General features: G+C 46.1%; 10 protein-coding genes. All 10 read right to left on the reverse strand.

Annotated features, from left to right (window positions below):
* Nucleotides 1-135: 135 nt before the first annotated feature.
* The 10 genes from G3352_RS00970 to G3352_RS01015 all read right to left on the reverse strand — a co-directional run bounded on the left by G3352_RS00970 (nucleotide 136) and on the right by G3352_RS01015 (nucleotide 18774).
* Nucleotides 136-1809: a ribonuclease J gene (locus G3352_RS00970; protein ID WP_163753064.1), complete on the reverse strand. Its 1674-nt coding sequence runs from the start codon at nucleotides 1807-1809 to the stop codon at nucleotides 136-138.
* Nucleotides 1810-1967: 158 nt separating this feature from the next.
* Nucleotides 1968-3239 (reverse strand): L-rhamnose isomerase, encoded by a 1272-nt coding sequence (rhaA, locus tag G3352_RS00975; protein ID WP_163753065.1) that lies wholly within the window; start codon nucleotides 3237-3239, stop codon nucleotides 1968-1970.
* Nucleotides 3240-3257: 18 nt separating this feature from the next.
* On the reverse strand, nucleotides 3258-5327 hold the full coding sequence (locus tag G3352_RS00980; protein WP_163753066.1) for a bifunctional aldolase/short-chain dehydrogenase: 2070 nt from the start codon (nucleotides 5325-5327) through the stop codon (nucleotides 3258-3260).
* 248 nt (nucleotides 5328-5575) lie between these two features.
* Nucleotides 5576-6508, reverse strand: coding sequence for a glycoside hydrolase family 5 protein (locus G3352_RS00985; RefSeq protein WP_481856265.1), 933 nt, complete (start codon nucleotides 6506-6508; stop codon nucleotides 5576-5578).
* 364 nt (nucleotides 6509-6872) lie between these two features.
* Nucleotides 6873-7583 (reverse strand): trehalose operon repressor, encoded by a 711-nt coding sequence (treR, locus tag G3352_RS00990; protein WP_163753068.1) that lies wholly within the window; start codon nucleotides 7581-7583, stop codon nucleotides 6873-6875.
* A 120-nt stretch (nucleotides 7584-7703) separates the two neighbouring features.
* Nucleotides 7704-15233, reverse strand: a complete 7530-nt coding sequence (locus tag G3352_RS00995; protein ID WP_163753069.1) for a fibronectin type III domain-containing protein — start codon at nucleotides 15231-15233, stop codon at nucleotides 7704-7706.
* A 172-nt stretch (nucleotides 15234-15405) separates the two neighbouring features.
* On the reverse strand, nucleotides 15406-16062 hold the full coding sequence (locus G3352_RS01000; protein WP_163753070.1) for a carboxylesterase family protein: 657 nt from the start codon (nucleotides 16060-16062) through the stop codon (nucleotides 15406-15408).
* Between the two features lie 9 nt (nucleotides 16063-16071).
* On the reverse strand, nucleotides 16072-17094 hold the full coding sequence (locus G3352_RS01005) for an SDR family oxidoreductase (RefSeq protein ID WP_163753071.1): 1023 nt from the start codon (nucleotides 17092-17094) through the stop codon (nucleotides 16072-16074).
* 97 nt (nucleotides 17095-17191) lie between these two features.
* Complete coding sequence (locus G3352_RS01010; protein WP_163753072.1) at nucleotides 17192-17617, reverse strand: cupredoxin domain-containing protein; 426 nt, start codon at nucleotides 17615-17617, stop codon at nucleotides 17192-17194.
* A 203-nt stretch (nucleotides 17618-17820) separates the two neighbouring features.
* On the reverse strand, nucleotides 17821-18774 hold the full coding sequence (locus G3352_RS01015; RefSeq protein WP_163753073.1) for an EamA family transporter: 954 nt from the start codon (nucleotides 18772-18774) through the stop codon (nucleotides 17821-17823).
* Nucleotides 18775-18968 lie beyond the last annotated feature (194 nt).

Consider the following 18968-nt stretch of genomic DNA (forward strand, 5'->3'; position numbering starts at 1 on the left):
TTATTAACAATAAAAGCCTGACTGAAATGTGTGGTTCATACGAAATACGGTATGATCCTACATTTCTCAGGCTTTTGACCATCTTAATCTTAATCCTCATCTTAATCTCTATACATCAGCTATGCTCCACTTTTCTCAAACCTCAATAATAATGGGCAGGATCATCGGTCTTCGTTTTGTCTGGGCGTAGATATAATGACCGATCTCATCCTTCAGCTTTCTTTTGATCACATTCCACTGATTCGCTCCGCTTCCGGTTAACTCATCCATCTTGTTCTGAACCAGCTCATGAATCTCTTTCATGAATTCTTCGGAATCCTTCACAAACACAAAACCTCTGGAAATAATCTCAGGTGCTCTCACCATGTGTTTCTCCGTTTTGCTCAACGTAGTCACAATCACCAGCATTCCATCGGATGATAGCTGCCGGCGATCACGCAGCACGATATTCCCGACGTCGCCCATGATCAAACCGTCGACCAGACTGTTACCTGAAGCAATTTTGGGACCAAAAGAAGCCACGCCGTCTTTGTACTGAATCATATCCCCATTGTTCACGATGAATACGTGATCCCGTTCGATCCCTACGGACTCTGCCAATTGTCTATGCTGATACAGCATGCGGAACTCACCGTGAACTGGAATTAGATAATCAGGCTTCATCAGGGTCAGCATCAGTTTGAGTTCTTCCTGGCTGCCGTGTCCTGATACATGCATACCTGCTGCGCCGCTTGAACCGTAAATGACACGTGCTCCGAGCACATACAGATTATCAATGACATGCGCAAGATTGCGTTCGTTCCCCGGGATCGCCCCAGCTGCAATAATAACGGTATCTCCAGGTGCGATCTTCACATGAGGATGTTTGGAGGCGGCCAAACGGGATAATGCTGCCATTGTTTCACCCTGACTTCCCGTACAGAGTACAACGACCTCATCAGGTGGAAACTGGTCAGAATCAATGGCCTCAATGAGCAGCCCCTCAGGTACATCCAGGTATCCCAGTTCACTGGCTACGGACACTACATTAATCATGCTTCTGCCCAGCAGAGCCAGCTTGCGTCCCGTTTCGAATGCTGCATTTACAATCTGCTGAACCCTGCTTACATTGGACGCAAAGGTTGAAATAAACACTTTTTGTTTGGCACGAATAAACGCGTCCAATATGTGGTCACCTACGACACGCTCTGAAGGGGTGAACCCGGGTCTCTCTGCATTGGTACTCTCGGACAACAGCACATGCACGCCTTGCTTGCCAATCTCGGCCATACGGTGCAGATCGGGATACGGCCCATTTACAGGTGACATATCAAACTTGAAATCCCCGGTATGCACGACATTTCCCCCAGGTGTCTGAAAGAAAATACCCAGGCAATCCGGTATGCTGTGACTGGTCGCAAAAAATGAAACCTGAATTCCACCCAGCGTAATGCTGGATTTGGAATCAACCGTATGCAGATCTGCTTTGCGCAGCAGCCCATGTTCTTTCAGTTTCAGTTCAATTAATCCTCGTGTCAGTCTGGATGCATACACCGGGATATTGATTTGTTTTAACAAATAGGGAATGCCGCCAATGTGGTCTTCATGTCCATGAGTAACCACAAGCGCCCTCACCTTGTCCTGATTTTCCAGCAGATACGTCACATCCGGAATGATGAGATCAATGCCCGGCAGCGTTTCATCCGGGAATTTGGAACCACAGTCGATGACAATGATGTCCTGATTATATTGGATAAGATACATGTTCTTACCTATTTCATTCAAACCGCCGAGTGCCGCGATATACAATTTGTTGTGGGCGATATTCAAATCGGATTGATCCTCCTATGCGTGCAGTATTAGCATTAATGCTTTGCATTTTCTATGTATTTTTAGTATGGAAATTCTGACCGCAGTTATGCATTTCTGAGCTATTTCCATGCAAAAAAGCCACAGCGGAGAACTTCTCCACTGTGGCCTGCATCATCCTATACGAAAGATTTATCTCGTTGAAGCAAAACTTCCTGCTCATAATTTTTAATCTCAGCGATCCACTGTTCACGTACAGGTACTTGCTGCTGGGCGCAATAATAATCCCAGATCGCGCCGAAAGGATAGGACTTGAACTCTTCTGTCAAAGCAAGACGAAGGGTGTAATCTCCTTCCAGTTCCGCTGATTTCAGAGCATCCACAGGTTCCAACATCGCACGTAGCAGTGCTTTAATCGTGTTACGTGTGCCAACTACCCACGCAGCAACTCGGTTGATACTTCCATCAAAAAAATCGAGTCCGATATGTGTCGTTGGAAGCAGATCATGACGTACCAATTCGCGGGCAATTTCCAGCAGCTCATCATCCATAATGACAACATGGTCACTGTCCCAACGCATTGGACGGCTGACATGCAGCAGAATGCCATTGGTAAACAGGGCCAGTGAAGATAGTTTGTTGGATATGACTTCCGTTGGATGAAAATGTCCCGCATCGAGGCAGATTAACGTATCATTTTGCAGTCCATAGCCCATATAGAATTCATGAGAACCAACGACATACGCTTCGGAACCGAGGCCAAACAGCTTACTCTCGACCGCATCCAGATGATACTTGGGATCAAGCTTCTCGGCAAACACTTCATCAAGTGAATCTTTCAACCGCTTCCGCGGTGTCATCCGATCGACCGGGTTATCCTTGAAACCGTCCGGTACCCACACATTGGTTACACATGTCTGGCCCAGCTGCTCGCCAAAGTAAGCGCCAATGCGGCGGGATGCTTTGCAATGATCAATCCAGAACTTACGAATCGCCGGATCGGAATGACTTAGCGTGAAGCCGTCACTTGATTTTTCATGTGAAAAGCAGGTTGGATTAAAATCCAGGCCGTGCCCCTGTTCTTTGGCCCATTTTACCCAGTTCTCATAATGCTTCGGCTCAATCCGGTCCAGCTCCACTTGTTCGTCCGTATCCGCATAGATGGCATGCAAATTGACCTTATGTTTGCCGGGAATCATGGAGAAAGCTTGCTCCAGGTCTGCTCGAAGTTCTGCAGGTGTCGTTGCAGCCCCCGGATATTGACCTGTAACGGATATTCCACCCGTTAGTTCCCCGTCTTTATTCAGAAAACCTTTCACATCGTCCCCTTGCCAGCAATGAACAGACACTTTGATCTCCGCGAGCTTCTTCAGCACTTCATCCGTATCAATTCCATGCTGAGCATATAATGATTTGGCTGCTTCATATGCTTGCTTGACCTGATTTTCCATGTGCGAGAACCCTCCTTATTATCGTGTAAATGCTGCTGGTACACCGCCGTCAATCGTCATCATACATCCGGTTGTTTTTTCCGATTTGGAAGAGGCAAAAAAGGCGATGCCTTCCGCAATATCTCTCGGATAAATATTGACGAGCAAAGTTGTACGTTTGCGATAGTACTCTTCGAGTTGATCCGGTTCAATACCATAGGCTGCTGCACGTTCATTTCTCCATGAACCGTTCCAGATCGCTGAACCTTGCAGGATGGCATCCGGGAGAATCGTATTTACACGAATGCCGTATTCCCCACCTTCAGCCGCGATGCAGCGGGCCAAATGAGCTTCAAGTGCTTTGGCCGAGCTGTAAGCTGAGGCGCTTTTCCCCGCATAGACCGAGTTCTTGGATCCAATAAATACCATACTGCCGCCAATCCCCTGTTGTTTCATCAACTTGAAGGCTTCGCGTGCCACGAGGAAGTATCCTGTACCCAGCACATTCATATTCAAGTTCCATTCCTTCAACGATGTTTCGTCAAATGGACTGGAGGTAGCCAGGCCTGCATTGTTCACGATAATATCCACGCCGCCATATTGTACGGCAACTTCCGCATACGCAGATTGCACGGCTTCCTCATCGGTCACATCCATCTTCAATGCATATGCGCGATTAGCACCATATTGATCGTTAATTTCCTGAGCTACCTTCTGCGCTCCTTCAAGGTTAAGGTCCGCGAGAACGACATGTGCCCCTTCGGATACCAATCTGCGTGCGGTTTCACTTCCAATTCCACCGGCACCCCCGGTAATAAACGCCACTTTGCGGGAAAACTCAGTCTCCGCCGGAGCCAGCGATAATTTGTAAAGCTCAAGCGGCCAGTACTCCACATTGTAGGATTCATTGGCGCTGAGGGATACGAATTGGCCCAGACTTGTTGCACCGCGCATCACGGCAATGGCTCTATGATACAATGCCCCGCTCACCTGGGACAGCGCCCAGCTCTTGCCTGTGTTGATCATGCCCACACCTGGGATAAGAATGACGCGAGGTGCAGCTTCGAACATCACGTCACCATCATTTTTGTTGCTCTCAAAATATTGTTGATATTGTTTTTTGTAGGCGGCCACGCCTTCCACCAGTTTGGTTTTCAGCCCTTCAATGTCCTCCGCGTCCGGTGTCCAATCGATGAATAGAGGTACCACTTTGGTATGCACCAAATGATCCGGGCACGCCGCACCTACCTGTGACAACTTCGGCGAATCCACTCCACCAACAAAGGCAAGTACATCCTCCTGATCGTCAAAGGACAAAATCATTTTTTTGCTATCGGATACCGCTCCCCGGATGGTTGGCATTACTTTGGATACGATCTGGCGACGAACTTCTGCCTCAAGCGCAGAATGCTTTTCTCCGCCAAACAGGCTTCCTTCGTCAACACGTTCTTCAATGAAGGCTTCCGCTTCATTAATAATTTTGATCGTCTGCGCGTAACATTCTTCCGATGTTTCTCCCCAAGTCACAAGTCCGTGCTTCTCCATCAGAACCAGTTCGGCATTCGGATTCGAGAATACGCTTTCAGCAATCATCTTGGATAGTGTGAATCCGGGACGCACATATGGAACCCATACAAATCGATCCCCGTAAATCTCTTTCGCCAGTTCTTTTCCGTTATCTGCACAACACAGACTAATAATTGCATCCGGATGGGTATGGTCCACATGTTTATATGGAAGGAATGCATGCAGCAACGTCTCAATGGATGCACGCGGGTGTTTGGAATCGATCATGCAATGACCCAGGTATTCGACCATCTCTTCATCCGACATAGATTCACGCTCGATTAATGGACGAATGTCTTCAAGTCCAAGGCCTGTAAAATGCTTCGCCTGCATGGAAGCCAGATCAGATCCACTACCTTTTACATACATCACTTCTATATCACGGCCGCGAAAATCTTTCACCGTCGTTTTGGTAGACGTGTTGCCTCCGAAAATGTTACATACACGGCGATCTGCCCCAATCAGATTGGACCGGTAGACCAGCTGCTCCAGTCCGGTTGTTTTCTCCGAAGCCTCTGATGAATTCCATAAACTCTGTACCATTTGTTCCCCTCCGATAATGTTTGTTTTATTCCTAATCAGAGTTTATCATCTTTGTTTTGTTTTGAAAACAAAATATTTTAAATATAAACGGAAATATTCAAAAGAGTTCTGTTTTGATGATTTTTCTTTCAATAAAAAACACCCTGACGTGTTGGTCAGAGTGTTTGGAAGAGATTTTTTCCTCAGAACAAGCTTAATGCTTCTCGTTGATTGGATGAATCTTTTAGAAAAGCTAGACCCTATAGACCCTAGTAGATCCCTGCTTTTTTTGAAGTGTTTTTAATTCCATTAGTGTCGTTGACGACTGTGTTTCCAAAGGATGTCAAACTTCCGTTAGGACCCGTAGCCAAGTCCAAATAGTTCAAATCAGAGCTGTTGCCATACCAGGACCATGCGAGCCAGCCTACCCCTTTTTCCTGACCATATTTCATGATCGCATATTCATCAACGTCCCCGTTCGTGTGGTATCCACCGAATTCACCGATGATCAGGGCCAGACCTTTGTTCAATACGCTTTCCATGTTGGATTTAACGGTTGCCGCATCTTTACCGGCATATTCATACATGTGAATCGAGAATACAGTGTTTTTCTGCGAATCCGCTGCAAATACACTTTGTCCATAATCCACGATGGATTGCGGGTACTGCCCCCAGCCGGCTGCATCCACGATCAATGTATTGTTAATACCGGCATTTCTCAGCTTCGGAATTGCTTTTTTGTATCCGTCAGCCCATGCACTACCGTTCCATGTTCCATACCATTCGTTCGCAATATTTACGATAACTCTGTCTTCTTTGCCAATGAGTGCTTCCTTGATGCTAATCCAGTAGTTCACTGCTGCATCCAACGAATTATAGTCATCCTTACCTGTTGCATCATGTACTTCAAGCACCGCAATCATTTTGTTTGCGCTTACAATATTAATGATGTTTTTAACAGAGTTCACATCGTCTTTGGTGTACTGCACGCCATTGGAGAGCACAATTCGTACGGTGTTGGCACCTGTTTTGGCAATCGCAGGAATCGCTGTGTTCAGGTCGTTCTTAAACCATGAATGTCCATGATTGACACCTCTCATAACAAATGCCTTGCCAGTGGAATCGTACAATTTGCCTCCGTTTACATAAAATCCTGTAGCAGCAGACGCTTTGGGTGCAGCACTCCCCAGAATCACCAACATAAGTGCAGCAATTACGGTAAAGACTGTACACTTTTGCAACTTGACCATTCGTTAGAACCTCCTACATTTTTTTTGTTTATTTCAATTAACCCTGCTCAAGGCAATAAGTTAACTAAAATCAAAAGTAGCTAATAATTTTATAAAGTTATTATTATAAATAAATAACTTTATGTAAGATACATAATTAAATTTTAATTACTTAATCGTTAAGGTTATGGACATATAATAAAATGAAAACGCTTACTGGTCAAGTTATTTTTACCATGATAAGGAATTTATTTTGTTCAAAACAAAGAGAGCACCTCGTTCACCCCTAAAAGAAGTGAATAGGTACTCTCTGTTTCATATGCATGGTCAATGGATATCATCTACGCCGGGCAAAGTCCACAAATCTGAACTTGTCCGGGCGATGCCTTGCCTCTGTGAACTGGAATTGACTGGCATCCTCCAGGTAAACCTGGCTCCTAACCACAACTACATTGTGGAACCCTTCGAGATCAAGCAATTCCCTATCCTCAGCGGTAGGCTCCTCCACCAAAATTTCCTTTTTGGCAAAAGAGATGGTCAGCCCGAGCTCCTCCTCAATGTACTCGAAGATGGAGTCATTACATATTTCCTTGCTCAAACCAGGGATAAGCCTCTGGCTTATATGGTCCTTATCCAGAATGACATGTTCTCCATCCACTTTGCGTACACGTCTGATCTCCCAGACCTTTTCATTCAGACCAAAATTGATTTTCTTGAACAAGGCTTGATCAACCTTTTTTTCTTCAAAAACTTTAACGTACGTTTTGGCCCGATGTCCCATTTTTTTAGCCAGTTCCTTGAAGCTAACGAGGCCTGAAATAGGAAAATCAATTTTACGTATATCCAGTACAATGGAGCCCTTACCTTGAATTTTCTGAATATAACCTTCTTCAGACAGCATTTTCAGCGCTTTGCGAATCGTCTCTCTAGACGTTTGATAACTTTCCGATAAGTCAAGTTCCGAGGAAAGCAGCGTACCTGCTTCAATTTCTCCAGTCCGAATACGAGCTGCAATATCTTCATAGATTCGGATAAATTTATTATTCATCATTCATCACCACTGTCCATTACCCTTTTTTATCATATTGGCAACCTATTATAACATTAAAAGTCGAATTACGGATAATGTGGCTGCTGAGGAGGATGAAATGATGAGTTAACATTTAATTCAATCTATATCGTTCACTTCCGATTTTGACGTCTTAGTCTTAGCGTCTATACTCGGTCCGTCGTCGCCGACAATTTGGTTTTCTTCAATAATACGGATCAGTTTGTTCAGTCGGAAGATCAGGGCTGCCGCCTCGGATCTGCTCAGATGCTGCATGGGACGGAAACTGCCATCTTGGTATCCCGTAAGCATATACATTCCAGCAAGCTCTTCAACCTCTTCTTTGGCCCAATCGGACACATCCATCTGATCCGTAAAAGCATGACGTGAAGTTGCGGGTTCCGGCTTAATTTTGCGAATAACATTCGCAATGATCTTTGATGCCTGTTCCCGGGTTACCAGCGCATAAGGAGCAAATTTACCATTCCCCATGCCATGTACCATACCACGGCTTACTGCTGCTTCGATCTCAGGAGCAAACCAATCCTGATCGTTCACATCCTGAAAAGCATTTTGATAATCCGCAGACGTGTCAACACCCATTAATCTTACAATAAGTGCTGTAAATTCAGCTCTTGTTATGGGACGACGGGGTTCGAAACGAGTTTCACTCACACCTTGAATGATGTTTTGCTCTGCCAGCCATATAATCTGATCTTTATTGAATGTTTGACCAATATCAATGAACTTGATCTCTTTCTTGGCTTTTGCTTCTACTTTGTCACTTTGCTCAGGCTGAGATACTCCGGACTGAACATCCTCCGGTTTGGAGGATGTTACAGGTGAACCAGCTCCACTTCCGCTTGGAGGTGGATATGGCATAGTCACAGCCGTGGCCTGCTGGCTTTCACTTTTTTCCCCGGCTGAATTTTCAGTCCACAATATGACATCATAACGCTGCCCGCCCGTTAGTCCTGTCCAGATGTAGCTTCGTTCCTTTCCGCGATAAATCTCCCGTCCACTACTAGAAAGCACGATCGTTTCATTCAAAGATTCCAGCTTCCAGTTCAATGCAATGCTGCTTGTGCTCTGGGAGATCGCTGAAACGGTGAATTCTTCTGATGGCAATGTCTCAAACTCGGGTACATTGACTGCCTCTCCGTCTCCCGCCTCATTAAAAGGCACAATAGAAAAGTCGGAATAGTGCTGGGCACTTTTCAATGCAGTCACATGTATCGACGTTTCCATTATTGTCGCAATCAACTCGTCTTTCTGATAGATGCGATAGCCTGCTGCCCCAGGAATCATATCCCATACAATATCTGCACCATGCTGAGTACGTTCTTCCACTTGAGGTGAAGAAGGAATTTTGCCTGGTAGTGTTACTGCTGTTAGATTGAAGCCAACCTCGCTCTTACCGGAAGCATTTACGGTTTTGATGGTAAACACATAACTCACACCTGGCTCAAGCCCATGGTCTTCGTAATAAGGCTCGTCAACAGACACTCGGGCGATCTCCGCACCGTCACGTTCAATGATGAAGTGTTCGGCCCCCTTGACATGGCTCTTTTCGAATTGAATTTGTATGCTATCCTGTGTCGAACGATATTCCACTTCCTTGGGAGCTTCCGGTTTGGTCAACAACGTATACTCAAACTTATGTGATGTATCCCCTTGCTCGTTCTCGGTATACAGTTCGATAGAGTAGTTCGTTCCACCCTGCAGTTCCTTTACGATATATTCTTTTTGTTTGCCTTTATACAGCTCGATACCATCCATTAGAACCACAAACGTTTCGTTTAAATAAGAGAAATCCCACTCCAGTCTGGCATGATCCGTCTCCGGATATAGCTTCATCTCAATAGAATCGACATGAGGCAACGTGAAAAATGGAGCAACGAACATTGGAATTCCATTACCCGCTGTATTATAAGGAATGATCTGTACTTGATCATATCGAGCTGCGCTGGTAAGACCATTAAGGGTAACCTCAGTCAAATCATTCTCTGTAATGGTTGTGAATTCATCTTCCGCTATCATTACAATGTAACCCTCTGCCCCTTGAACCTTTTCCCACTTAATCACTGCCTCCGTCTCTTCAATCACATCTGGATGCAAAGTTTCCGTAATTGTTGCAGGAAGCGTGCGTAATTGAACATCAAATCCCCCATCGCTATCGCCGGAAGCATTCGAAGTCTTAACCGTATAGGTGTATCTCTCCCCCGGCGACAGGTCATTGTCTTCATAAGAATTACTGTTAGCCGGAATACGATCAATTTCAATACCATCTCGCAAAATGATCAGTTGTTCTGCGCCTCGTGTGGCGCTGCCATTCAGATCCAGCTTTGCGGATTGATCGGTTACGGCAGCAATACTTGCTGTTTGTGGGGATATGGGTTTGGTCATTAAAATAACCTGAACAGGAGCAGAACGGTGACCGTCCTCATTCATAACAGTAAGTTCAAAAGCATACGTTGTGCCATCCAATAAACTGGCGAGATGGACCAATGGTTCGGACACAGTCTGTACTTCCCCCGTTGTCTGATTGCGTATTTCATATGCGGCGGCTCCCTTTACTGCTTTCCACGCGAGATCAAAAAAGTGAGTTCCTTTGATCACTGTAATCCCATCTGAGGATAGTGGCAGCGTTTGAGTTGTTATTCCATAGATAAGGGAAGCACCCGAACCACTTGCATTAACCGCCCGGATCTTATACGTATATTTCGTGCCTGGCGACAAATTCTCATCTACGAATCGGGTTTCACTCACATCCATGCGAGCAATCTCTCGCCCATTGCGTTCAATGATGTATTCGTCTGCACCCTTTACCCCTGTTTTGGTAAAATCCAGACTAAGACTGTTTTCCGACACTTCCGATGTCTTAATCTCAACTGGTTTCTCAGGCAATGTCAGTATGGATATACCCGTCGCTTCGGATGGGGTCCCTTGTCTGTTCACTGCAACAAGAGTGTAATGATGCATCGTTCCATCCTCAAGTCCTGAAATAAAGGTCGTCGGCTCTGCTCCACGGTAAATCTCTTTGTTCCCCTGTTCAATTACATACTCCGAAGCACCTGCTACCGATGTCCATGACAAGTTGGCGCTATGTACTCCTGGTTCAACAACGATTTCTGAAGGGGCGGTCGGTTTGGATAATCGAATCAAGCTGGCAGACTTACCGATTCCAGACGTGTTCACGGCCTGTACTTCCACTAAATACTCCATGCCTGGCAACAATTCTTCAGCCGTATAGGCAAGTCCCGAAGTCCGACCCACTTCCGTCCCATTGATACTAACAATATAGGATTTGGCCGTATTTACAGATTCCCATTCTACTCCAATACTTGTTTCATCCGTACGTGTTACTTTGAGCCCTTCAGGTCGGGTTGGCAAAGTAAGCAGTTCACCGCTTGTGGGTGCACCATAACCTGCAGCATTTCCGGCCTCCACCTGATACGTATAGTGGCGACTGCCTGATAATTGATGGACTTCAAGCTGTGTATCTGAAATCTCATAACTCTGACCCTCAAGAACGACCCGGTACTTCGTCGCTCCGGGGACTGCATCCCATCTGAGTATTGCTCCTGTTTCAGTCGGCTGAACAAAGTCAAGGCCTGAAGGACTCTCAGGAAGCGTCGTTCCAGATACTCGATTGGATTGACCTTGTCCACTTCCATTGCCTGCCTGAACGTCCAACTGATACAACGTTCCCACTGTCAATCCTGTTAGCAGATATTCATGGGTTCCAGCAAGCAGCGTCTCCCGCTTCTCCCCATTCACAAAGACTTCGTATCGCTCCGCGCCTCTTACAGGATCCCAACTTAGACGCATACTCGTTGTTGTAGTATTATCTATACTCAAGCTTTCAATGGCCCCCGGCAATGTCATCAGCTTCTGCAAACTTGTTACCGGACCTTCTCCTGTCTCGTTTGCTGCCAGCAATTCATAGCTATACTCTGTTCCACTATCCAGACTTGCGTCCACATACTCCGTTTCCAATCCTTCGTAGACTGCTGCTCCACTGCGTGAAAGGCTGTAATACGTGGCTGAAGTTACCGTCTCCCATGCCAGAGAGATCTCATGCTCCCGAATCTGCACTGCCGCAAATTCACCGGGTGCAGCAGGCAATGTCAGGAATCCCGCCCTGCTACTTTCTCCCGCACCACTCTCATTCAGTGCTGTGACCGATATCGTATGAATGCTCCCTGGGACCAGATTCGTCATGTACGGAATATTGGAAGAATCGGAGATCGTCTGGTCAAAAACAATACTTCCATCTGAAGTTGCAGCCGTGATGCGGTACGCAGTAGCCCCTTGAACCGAATCGAAATGCACTTCTGCCAGCTCAGGTTGGGAATCGACTGTTCGAACTTGTAATGATCCCGGTGCCGCTGGGATTGTCAGTGCACGAACAGTTACTGCATCACTTGTACCAGTATGGTTTCGAACTCTCACTTCGTAATCATAGACATGCCCACCACTTAGGGAGTGATCAATAAGCGTATGTTTAGGATAATCCAGTGTCCAAGACTGACCTGTAGTATGGTTTATGATTTCATACTGATACCCGTCGGTATACCATTCTCCTGTGGGCAAATCCCACGTAAGTTCTGCCGAAGTCTCACTGATCTGTGTAACGCTCGCATTTCCCGGCTGCTGTGGCTTGTGCTGGATCTGATAAGGTGCTGATACGGTCTCATATGTATTCCCTGCCACATCCATTGTTCTGGCATGGATATACCAAATGCCTTCGGATTCAATTGAAATTACAGGCTCATTCGAGCGGGCTTCATTCCAGTTGTCTGGCGATACGGTACTGTTGGTCACACTATATAATCGTGAAGTCTCATTGATACCTGAATCATGATCTTCATATTGAACGGTAGCAGATATACTAGTGTCACTCCAGCCCTGTCCATTCGGTGTAAATGTAATCGTTGGAGCAACCTGATCGACATAAGCCGTACGACTGATTTCCTTGCTAACATTTCCGACAGCGTCTCTCGCTCTGGCTCGAATTACGTTGGGACCGTTTGAACTCACTGCTCCTGAGTTTCCTGCAATATACGGGGCACCATTCAAACTATATTCATACGAAATGGCATGTTCATCTACGCTGCCATCAATCGTAAATTGTATAGCTTCCTTGCTCCAGCCAGACTGACTTAATGTAATAACCGGCTCTGTTGGAGCGGTCTTATCCAGTCGAATGAGTGCTTTCGCAACAGTACTTACATTCCCTACCCTGTCAAGCGAGCGCGCATATACTGTGGTTTGTCCTTCTTCGTTAACCTTCACTTCTCCGGTGTAATCGATCCAGGGGCCTTGTTCGTTTAGACGATATTGGCTTTTGGCAAGTCCACTGCCTGTATCTTCACCGCTGGTTATTTCAAAGGACACATCCTGATTCGTCCATTCATCGTCACTGAGTATAATCTTGGGCTCATCAGGCCCCGTCTTGTCGATCCGGGCAGTGGCTGAAGTTGATGCGCTGACGTTAGAGGCCCGATCTACACTTCGCGCCTGAATCTCGGTGATTCCTTCCATATTGATGGTAAATGGCTCTCGATAATCGACCCAAGTCCCTTCATCTCCAAGCCTATATTGCGTAACACCCACTCCACTTGCTTCATCGGTACCTACCGTTAAAGTCACCGTTACTGCAGAATGGGTCCATTCCGGAGGGTTTAACGAGATGAAAGGAGGTGTCGGAGCTGTACGGTCCACTCGCGCTGTAACAGAAGCCTCCTGTCCTGTATTGCCAAATGCATCTATGCTGCGTGCAATAACGAGAGTATTTCCTTCAGAATTAACCGTAATGGGAGCAGTGTATTCCTTCCATTCTCCCCCAATCCCCAGCTTGTACTCAGTCTTCTGTACACCACTTAAGGCATCCGAGCCTGCTGTAATCGTAACCAGGACATCTTCCTTGGTCCAAGAAGAAGGATCCGCTGCTATAGAGGGAGCGGTGGGACCGGTTGTGTCCTTTGTGATCTGACCTGCAGAGGTAAATGCAGTCTGTAAGCCTTCTCCATTCAGTGCTGCTACATATACGTTATATAATCCGTCAGCAAGTCCAGTTAACGCAAGTTCAGTACGAGTTGAAGAAGCTGTACCCGATGCAAGCACTTGTCCGACGGAGTTACGTATTTCCGTTTTGTAACTCGTTCCCGCAGGATTGCCATTGTTGTTCCAACTAGCCGTAACGGAGTTACCTGACTGGCTCACAGCTGCATCGCTTGGTGCATTGGCCAATGTAAATTTGCTAGCTGGACTTGAATATCCCGTATAGGAACCGACCGAATTTTTGGCGCGTACGGCAAAAGAATACTGGGTATTCGGTGTAAGGCCGGTCACCTGCCGGCTATTTGATGTACCTGTATCGAAGCTCTGATTCGTCGTTACATTTTTCAATTCATACGTCACGGAAGCATCATTTGCCTTCTTGTCCCAGTTCACGGTCAGATTATTATTGTTAACCGATGTAAATGTCGGTGTTCCCGGAACAACGAAACTTTTCACCGTGAAGTTGACAGTACCCGCTGAGGAGACCCCTCCCTTGTCATCCATAACCCACACCTGCAACGTATGTGCGCCATCTGCGAGCGTGTCTGGCAATGTGTAATTCGTGTTAAACGACTGATTGGAACCTGTAGCCGTCATCTGTGTCAACATGTTTTCGGAGCCTCCGTCGATCGACCATTTGACAGTCAGAATATCTCCCACATCCGTATCCCGGGTTGTACCGGAAATTTGAAGCTGTTCCCCTTTGTAATAGGTTTGACCCGAAGAAGGGGCAGTAAGTGCAAATGAAGGCGGTGCATTTTTGGGACCAATCCCCACAATCGTCGAAAATTTGCGTGAAGCCTGGTTCGCGGTTGCTTTGCCGTTCCACCAGAACTGCGCAGCGGTATCCGTTGCTGTAACGGTCTGCCCTGGCGTAAAGGAAGACGGAGAGGAACCACCTGTCAGCTGTGCATTGTCCGGGCTATTGTACTGCCCCATGAAAATGCGATCAGCGTCCACAACGTTATACGTGTTGGCATAAAAAGCGGTTACCTGAACACCTCCACTGTAATTGCGCCAGCCGTTCTCAATCACTTCAAACGGAGAAGCATCGTTGCCGTTCACCATCGTATCCCAATAGAACGTACCTCCCAGATTCAGCGTAGAGCCACTGCGATTAAAAGCTTCCAGCTCCACCTTCATATAACCGCCCTGAGATGTGGCATTAACGATGGACACGCGCAAAATATACTCTACGTTGTCTTTCTGCCTGGACATTTCAATTACATTATTATTGATTCGATAATAATTAAGGGGCAGCGACTTAAAATTAACGGGCGTTCCATTATGATCAATAATGGTGGATACATTCCCGGTATCGCCACCGTAGAATACGTTTGTATTTGGAAGCAACACAATTCTATATTTGCCATCACTATTCATCTCCACTTTCACCTTGGAGGATTGAACAGCCTTCATGCTTGAAGTATCGGATACAATACTGATGGTTTCCACAGCTTCAGCCATAATGGCCGTTGAACCCCATTCGACCAGCAACGCTTGGGGTGACAGCAAGGCAAATGCCAGTACCACTTTGGTAAGCTGCTCGGCCTGTTTTTTAATACGCTTCTCAGATTTCTTCAACGTCTGCTCTCCTTTTCTACACACCAAAAAAAGGAGGCACCCCAACAAAGGAACAAAGTCCTCTGTTGGGGTGCCTCCCCTAACAAGTGTCATTTTTTCTTGATTATAACGATTCGAATAACGAAAGTAAATACTAAAGAATGCTGAATATTGTCAATTTATGATTGATTTATTATAACGAATGGCTGAGAAACCATTTGTACAACTCCGGGTTTTCATACGTTTCGGTCCAAGCATCATGATCGCCTTCAGGGTATATCGTCAGCTTCACATCCGCGTTCAACGCTTCAAGCGCATGAACAATCTTCTCGGATTCCGTTACATAAACGACGTCATCCTTGGCCCCATGAAACGCCCAGATCGGCATATTACGCAGTTCTTCCGCTTTGGAAGGGTCAGCTCCCCCACATACAGGAGCCAATGCTGCAAATGTATTGGGGTAAAACAGTGGCAGATCCCAAGCACCATACCCGCCCATACTCAGACCTGTAAGATACACCCGTTTCGGGTCAGCATCTTCGTTTTCCAAAACATGTTCCAGAAGGGCCATGACAGCTTCGCGATGCATACCCCAAAATTCGTCCACAGGACATTGCGGTGAAATCACGATAAATGGGAAACTCTTGTCCTGATCGGCAATAAGCGGAACCCCGTTTGCTTTAAGCATTTCCAGATTATTACCGCGTTCCCCAGCACCATGAAGAAACAAAATGACAGGCCATTTCTGGTCCTCTGCAAGTGGTTCCTCCTTCTCAGGAATGTGCAGCAAATAGTCCAAAGTGACGGTTTTGGTGATTTCCTTTACCAGTCGATGCCCGGTTTGGGACATATGCTCGCCTCACTTCTCATCTCTAATTTTCAACAACGCCTCGTCCAATACTCCGACCACCTTGTCACACCATGCATCAAATTCAGGATCTTCAGTCTGCAATTCAGGATGTGCAAGAATATATTCTATGGTACTGCGGATTCCTTGATCGGCCCTGATCGTTGCCACAAATTCCGGAACAAGCCTTTTTAATTTACTGTTATCAAATACAACCGTATTCGCCTTGTCTCCCAGCAGACCGCCTCGAAGATCCTGATCACTGCACGCCGCCAAAAACTCGGAAGATACATGAACCGCATGAAGTTTAACACCAAGCACTCCTGCGATAATCTCATAGATCTGATTCCACGTTACTGACTCGTCCGAGGTAATATGTACCGATTCACCAATGGAATGAATATTGCCCATAAGGCCAATAAATCCTTTGGCAAAATCACGATTATGCGTTATCGTCCAGAGAGATGTGCCATCTCCATGAATGAGTACGGGTTTATTTTCACGTATGCGCTTGAGGACCTGCCAGCTTCCTTCTGCTCCGTGTACACCGAGAGGTACAGAACGTTCATTATACGTATGGCTTGGACGCACAATGGTCACTGGAAATCCTTCTTCACGATACTGTTTCATCAAATAGTCTTCACATGCAATTTTGTTACGCGAATATTCCCAATACGGATTGGATAATGGCGTACCTTCCGTGATCCGATAGTCAGCAAGTGGTGTCTGGTAGGCAGACGCCGAACTGATAAATATAAACTGCTTCGTTTTGTCCTTGAACAAACGGTAATCTCTCTCCAGCTGAGAAGGAACAAATGCGATAAAGTCTGCGACAACATCGAACTCCAGGTCGGCAATCAGCTCCGCAACCCTTGCTTCATCATTAATGTCGGCTTGCAGCACTTTGATTTGCGCAGGCAAATTATCATTTTGATTTCCCCGGTTGATCAAATAAAGTTCACAGCCTTGCTTGGCAAGCTGGTCGGTAATTGCAGTACTGATGGTACCTGTTCCTCCAATAAATAGCGCTTTCATATTTGGCCACCTCCAGATGAAATTGATCACTAGTCCATGATATCATGCACTCAAAAGAGGAGCAAAGATTCAATTGAAGAATCTTTGCTCCTGTCCATTATATGACCTTAATTGTTCCGTAAATCATGTACATACCGCAGTGAATTTCATATTCACCAGGTTGGACATCCTTGTCTACAGTATAGTAGTTGTTTCCTTTTTGCATATAAAGATCCATGCCCAGCTTGTCAGCCGCTACCGATTTAACATGCGTAACCTTACGAGTAAGGATAAAGTTAATTTTGGTTGGAACCCCGGCTTTAACTTCAATAACATTAGGCTCAAAGCCGTCGTTACTTACATTAACATCAATAACTTCATATCCCTTCAAGTCCTCTGGCGTCTCGGCTTTGGCCGTTACAGCACTTCCTGAGCCTGGGGACATGTCCTTGCCCATAAAATACACCATAAAAGATCCAAGCAGCACAACTACAGTAATTCCCAGCGTAAGCCAAGGCCAGGTTTTGCTAATCCAGCTTTTCATCTCAACGCTCCTCTGTCTATGTTCCCATTCTATTGCAACTCTTCTTCAGCATACCCCATCCGGTTAAAATTGAAAATGACTCGAATGGGCCATATCGACGGGACGTCACTTAGTCCAATAAATATATTCATCAAAAAAGAGCCTGAATCACTCAGGCTCTTTCAGCTATAGTTATTGTCTTTATCGTTCTATCTATTCGCCAATCAGGAATATATAGGTGTATTTCGACTTCGTCTCATCCGTAACTTATAAATCTCTGGCAGCGCTACACCAATGAGCACCACAATAACCCCGATCCATTGCAATGGGCTCACATGCTCATGAAGCACAATAGCTGAGAGCAGCACCGCAATTGGGAGCTCAACTGCACCAAGAATTCCGGCCATATCTCCACCAATATGAGGCACACCTACTGCGAACAGTACAGGTGGGATAAAAGCTCCGAAGAAGCCAAGCAACAATCCGAAGACAAGCAGCTGACTCCAAATCAATCCGTTAAATAGGAATGTCGGTGGGAACAGGATGCACAGCAAGATCAGACCCCCAGTAACCATCCAGGCACTGCGAAACGCTGGATGTGCTGATGGAACTGCTTTACCACTGAACATTACAAAAAGGGAGTAACTTACAGCCGCCATCAAGCCAAGCGCTATGCCCAAGCCGTTAAACTCTCCGAGTCCCTGTTCCAGAAAACCAGCTGCCAGCAATGTGCCGCCAAACAGGATAATCAAAGTCAGGAATGTTACCTTGTCAGGACGCTGACGTTTGCTCACGGCCTGGATCAATACGCTAATCCACGTAAATTGGAACAAAAGAATAATGGCCAGTGACGCGGGAATATACCGCAAAGACTGATAATAGACAAGACCGGTAATGACCGTTGGCGTCCCTGCAGCCATCAATAGCAAACGCTGCTTCCACGTTAATTTCTGAAGCGCTTTTGCCACGGCTGCTGATGGTTTTCCATCTGCCTGTAACTTCCGTTTCATTCTAAACTTCGAGTATAATGCCAGCATCCAGGACAGGATGAAGCCCGTGATCAGCTGTGTGCCCACGACCTCTCCAAGTTTGTACCCTTCGCCGTAAGCCAGAACCACAATTGTGGATAATATGCCATAGCTCATCGCTCCTGCGAGAACGGACAGATAATATTTCATTGTAGATAAACCTCCTGATGATCGAAAAATGCGTCTGCATGTTTGATCCATGCCAAGGTCACAGACACCATCCAAATGCAAAAATCCTAACTACGAGCAAGGAATACAATGATTCCCTGGCATCGTAGTTAGGAAGTATAGGCTTCCCGTAGAGACCCTCGCCCTGTGTACACTTTCGGCCTGCGAGGTTATAC

The sequence above is a fragment of the Paenibacillus sp. ALJ109b genome (assembly GCF_010747435.1).
Lineage (GTDB): Bacteria > Bacillota > Bacilli > Paenibacillales > Paenibacillaceae > Paenibacillus > Paenibacillus taichungensis.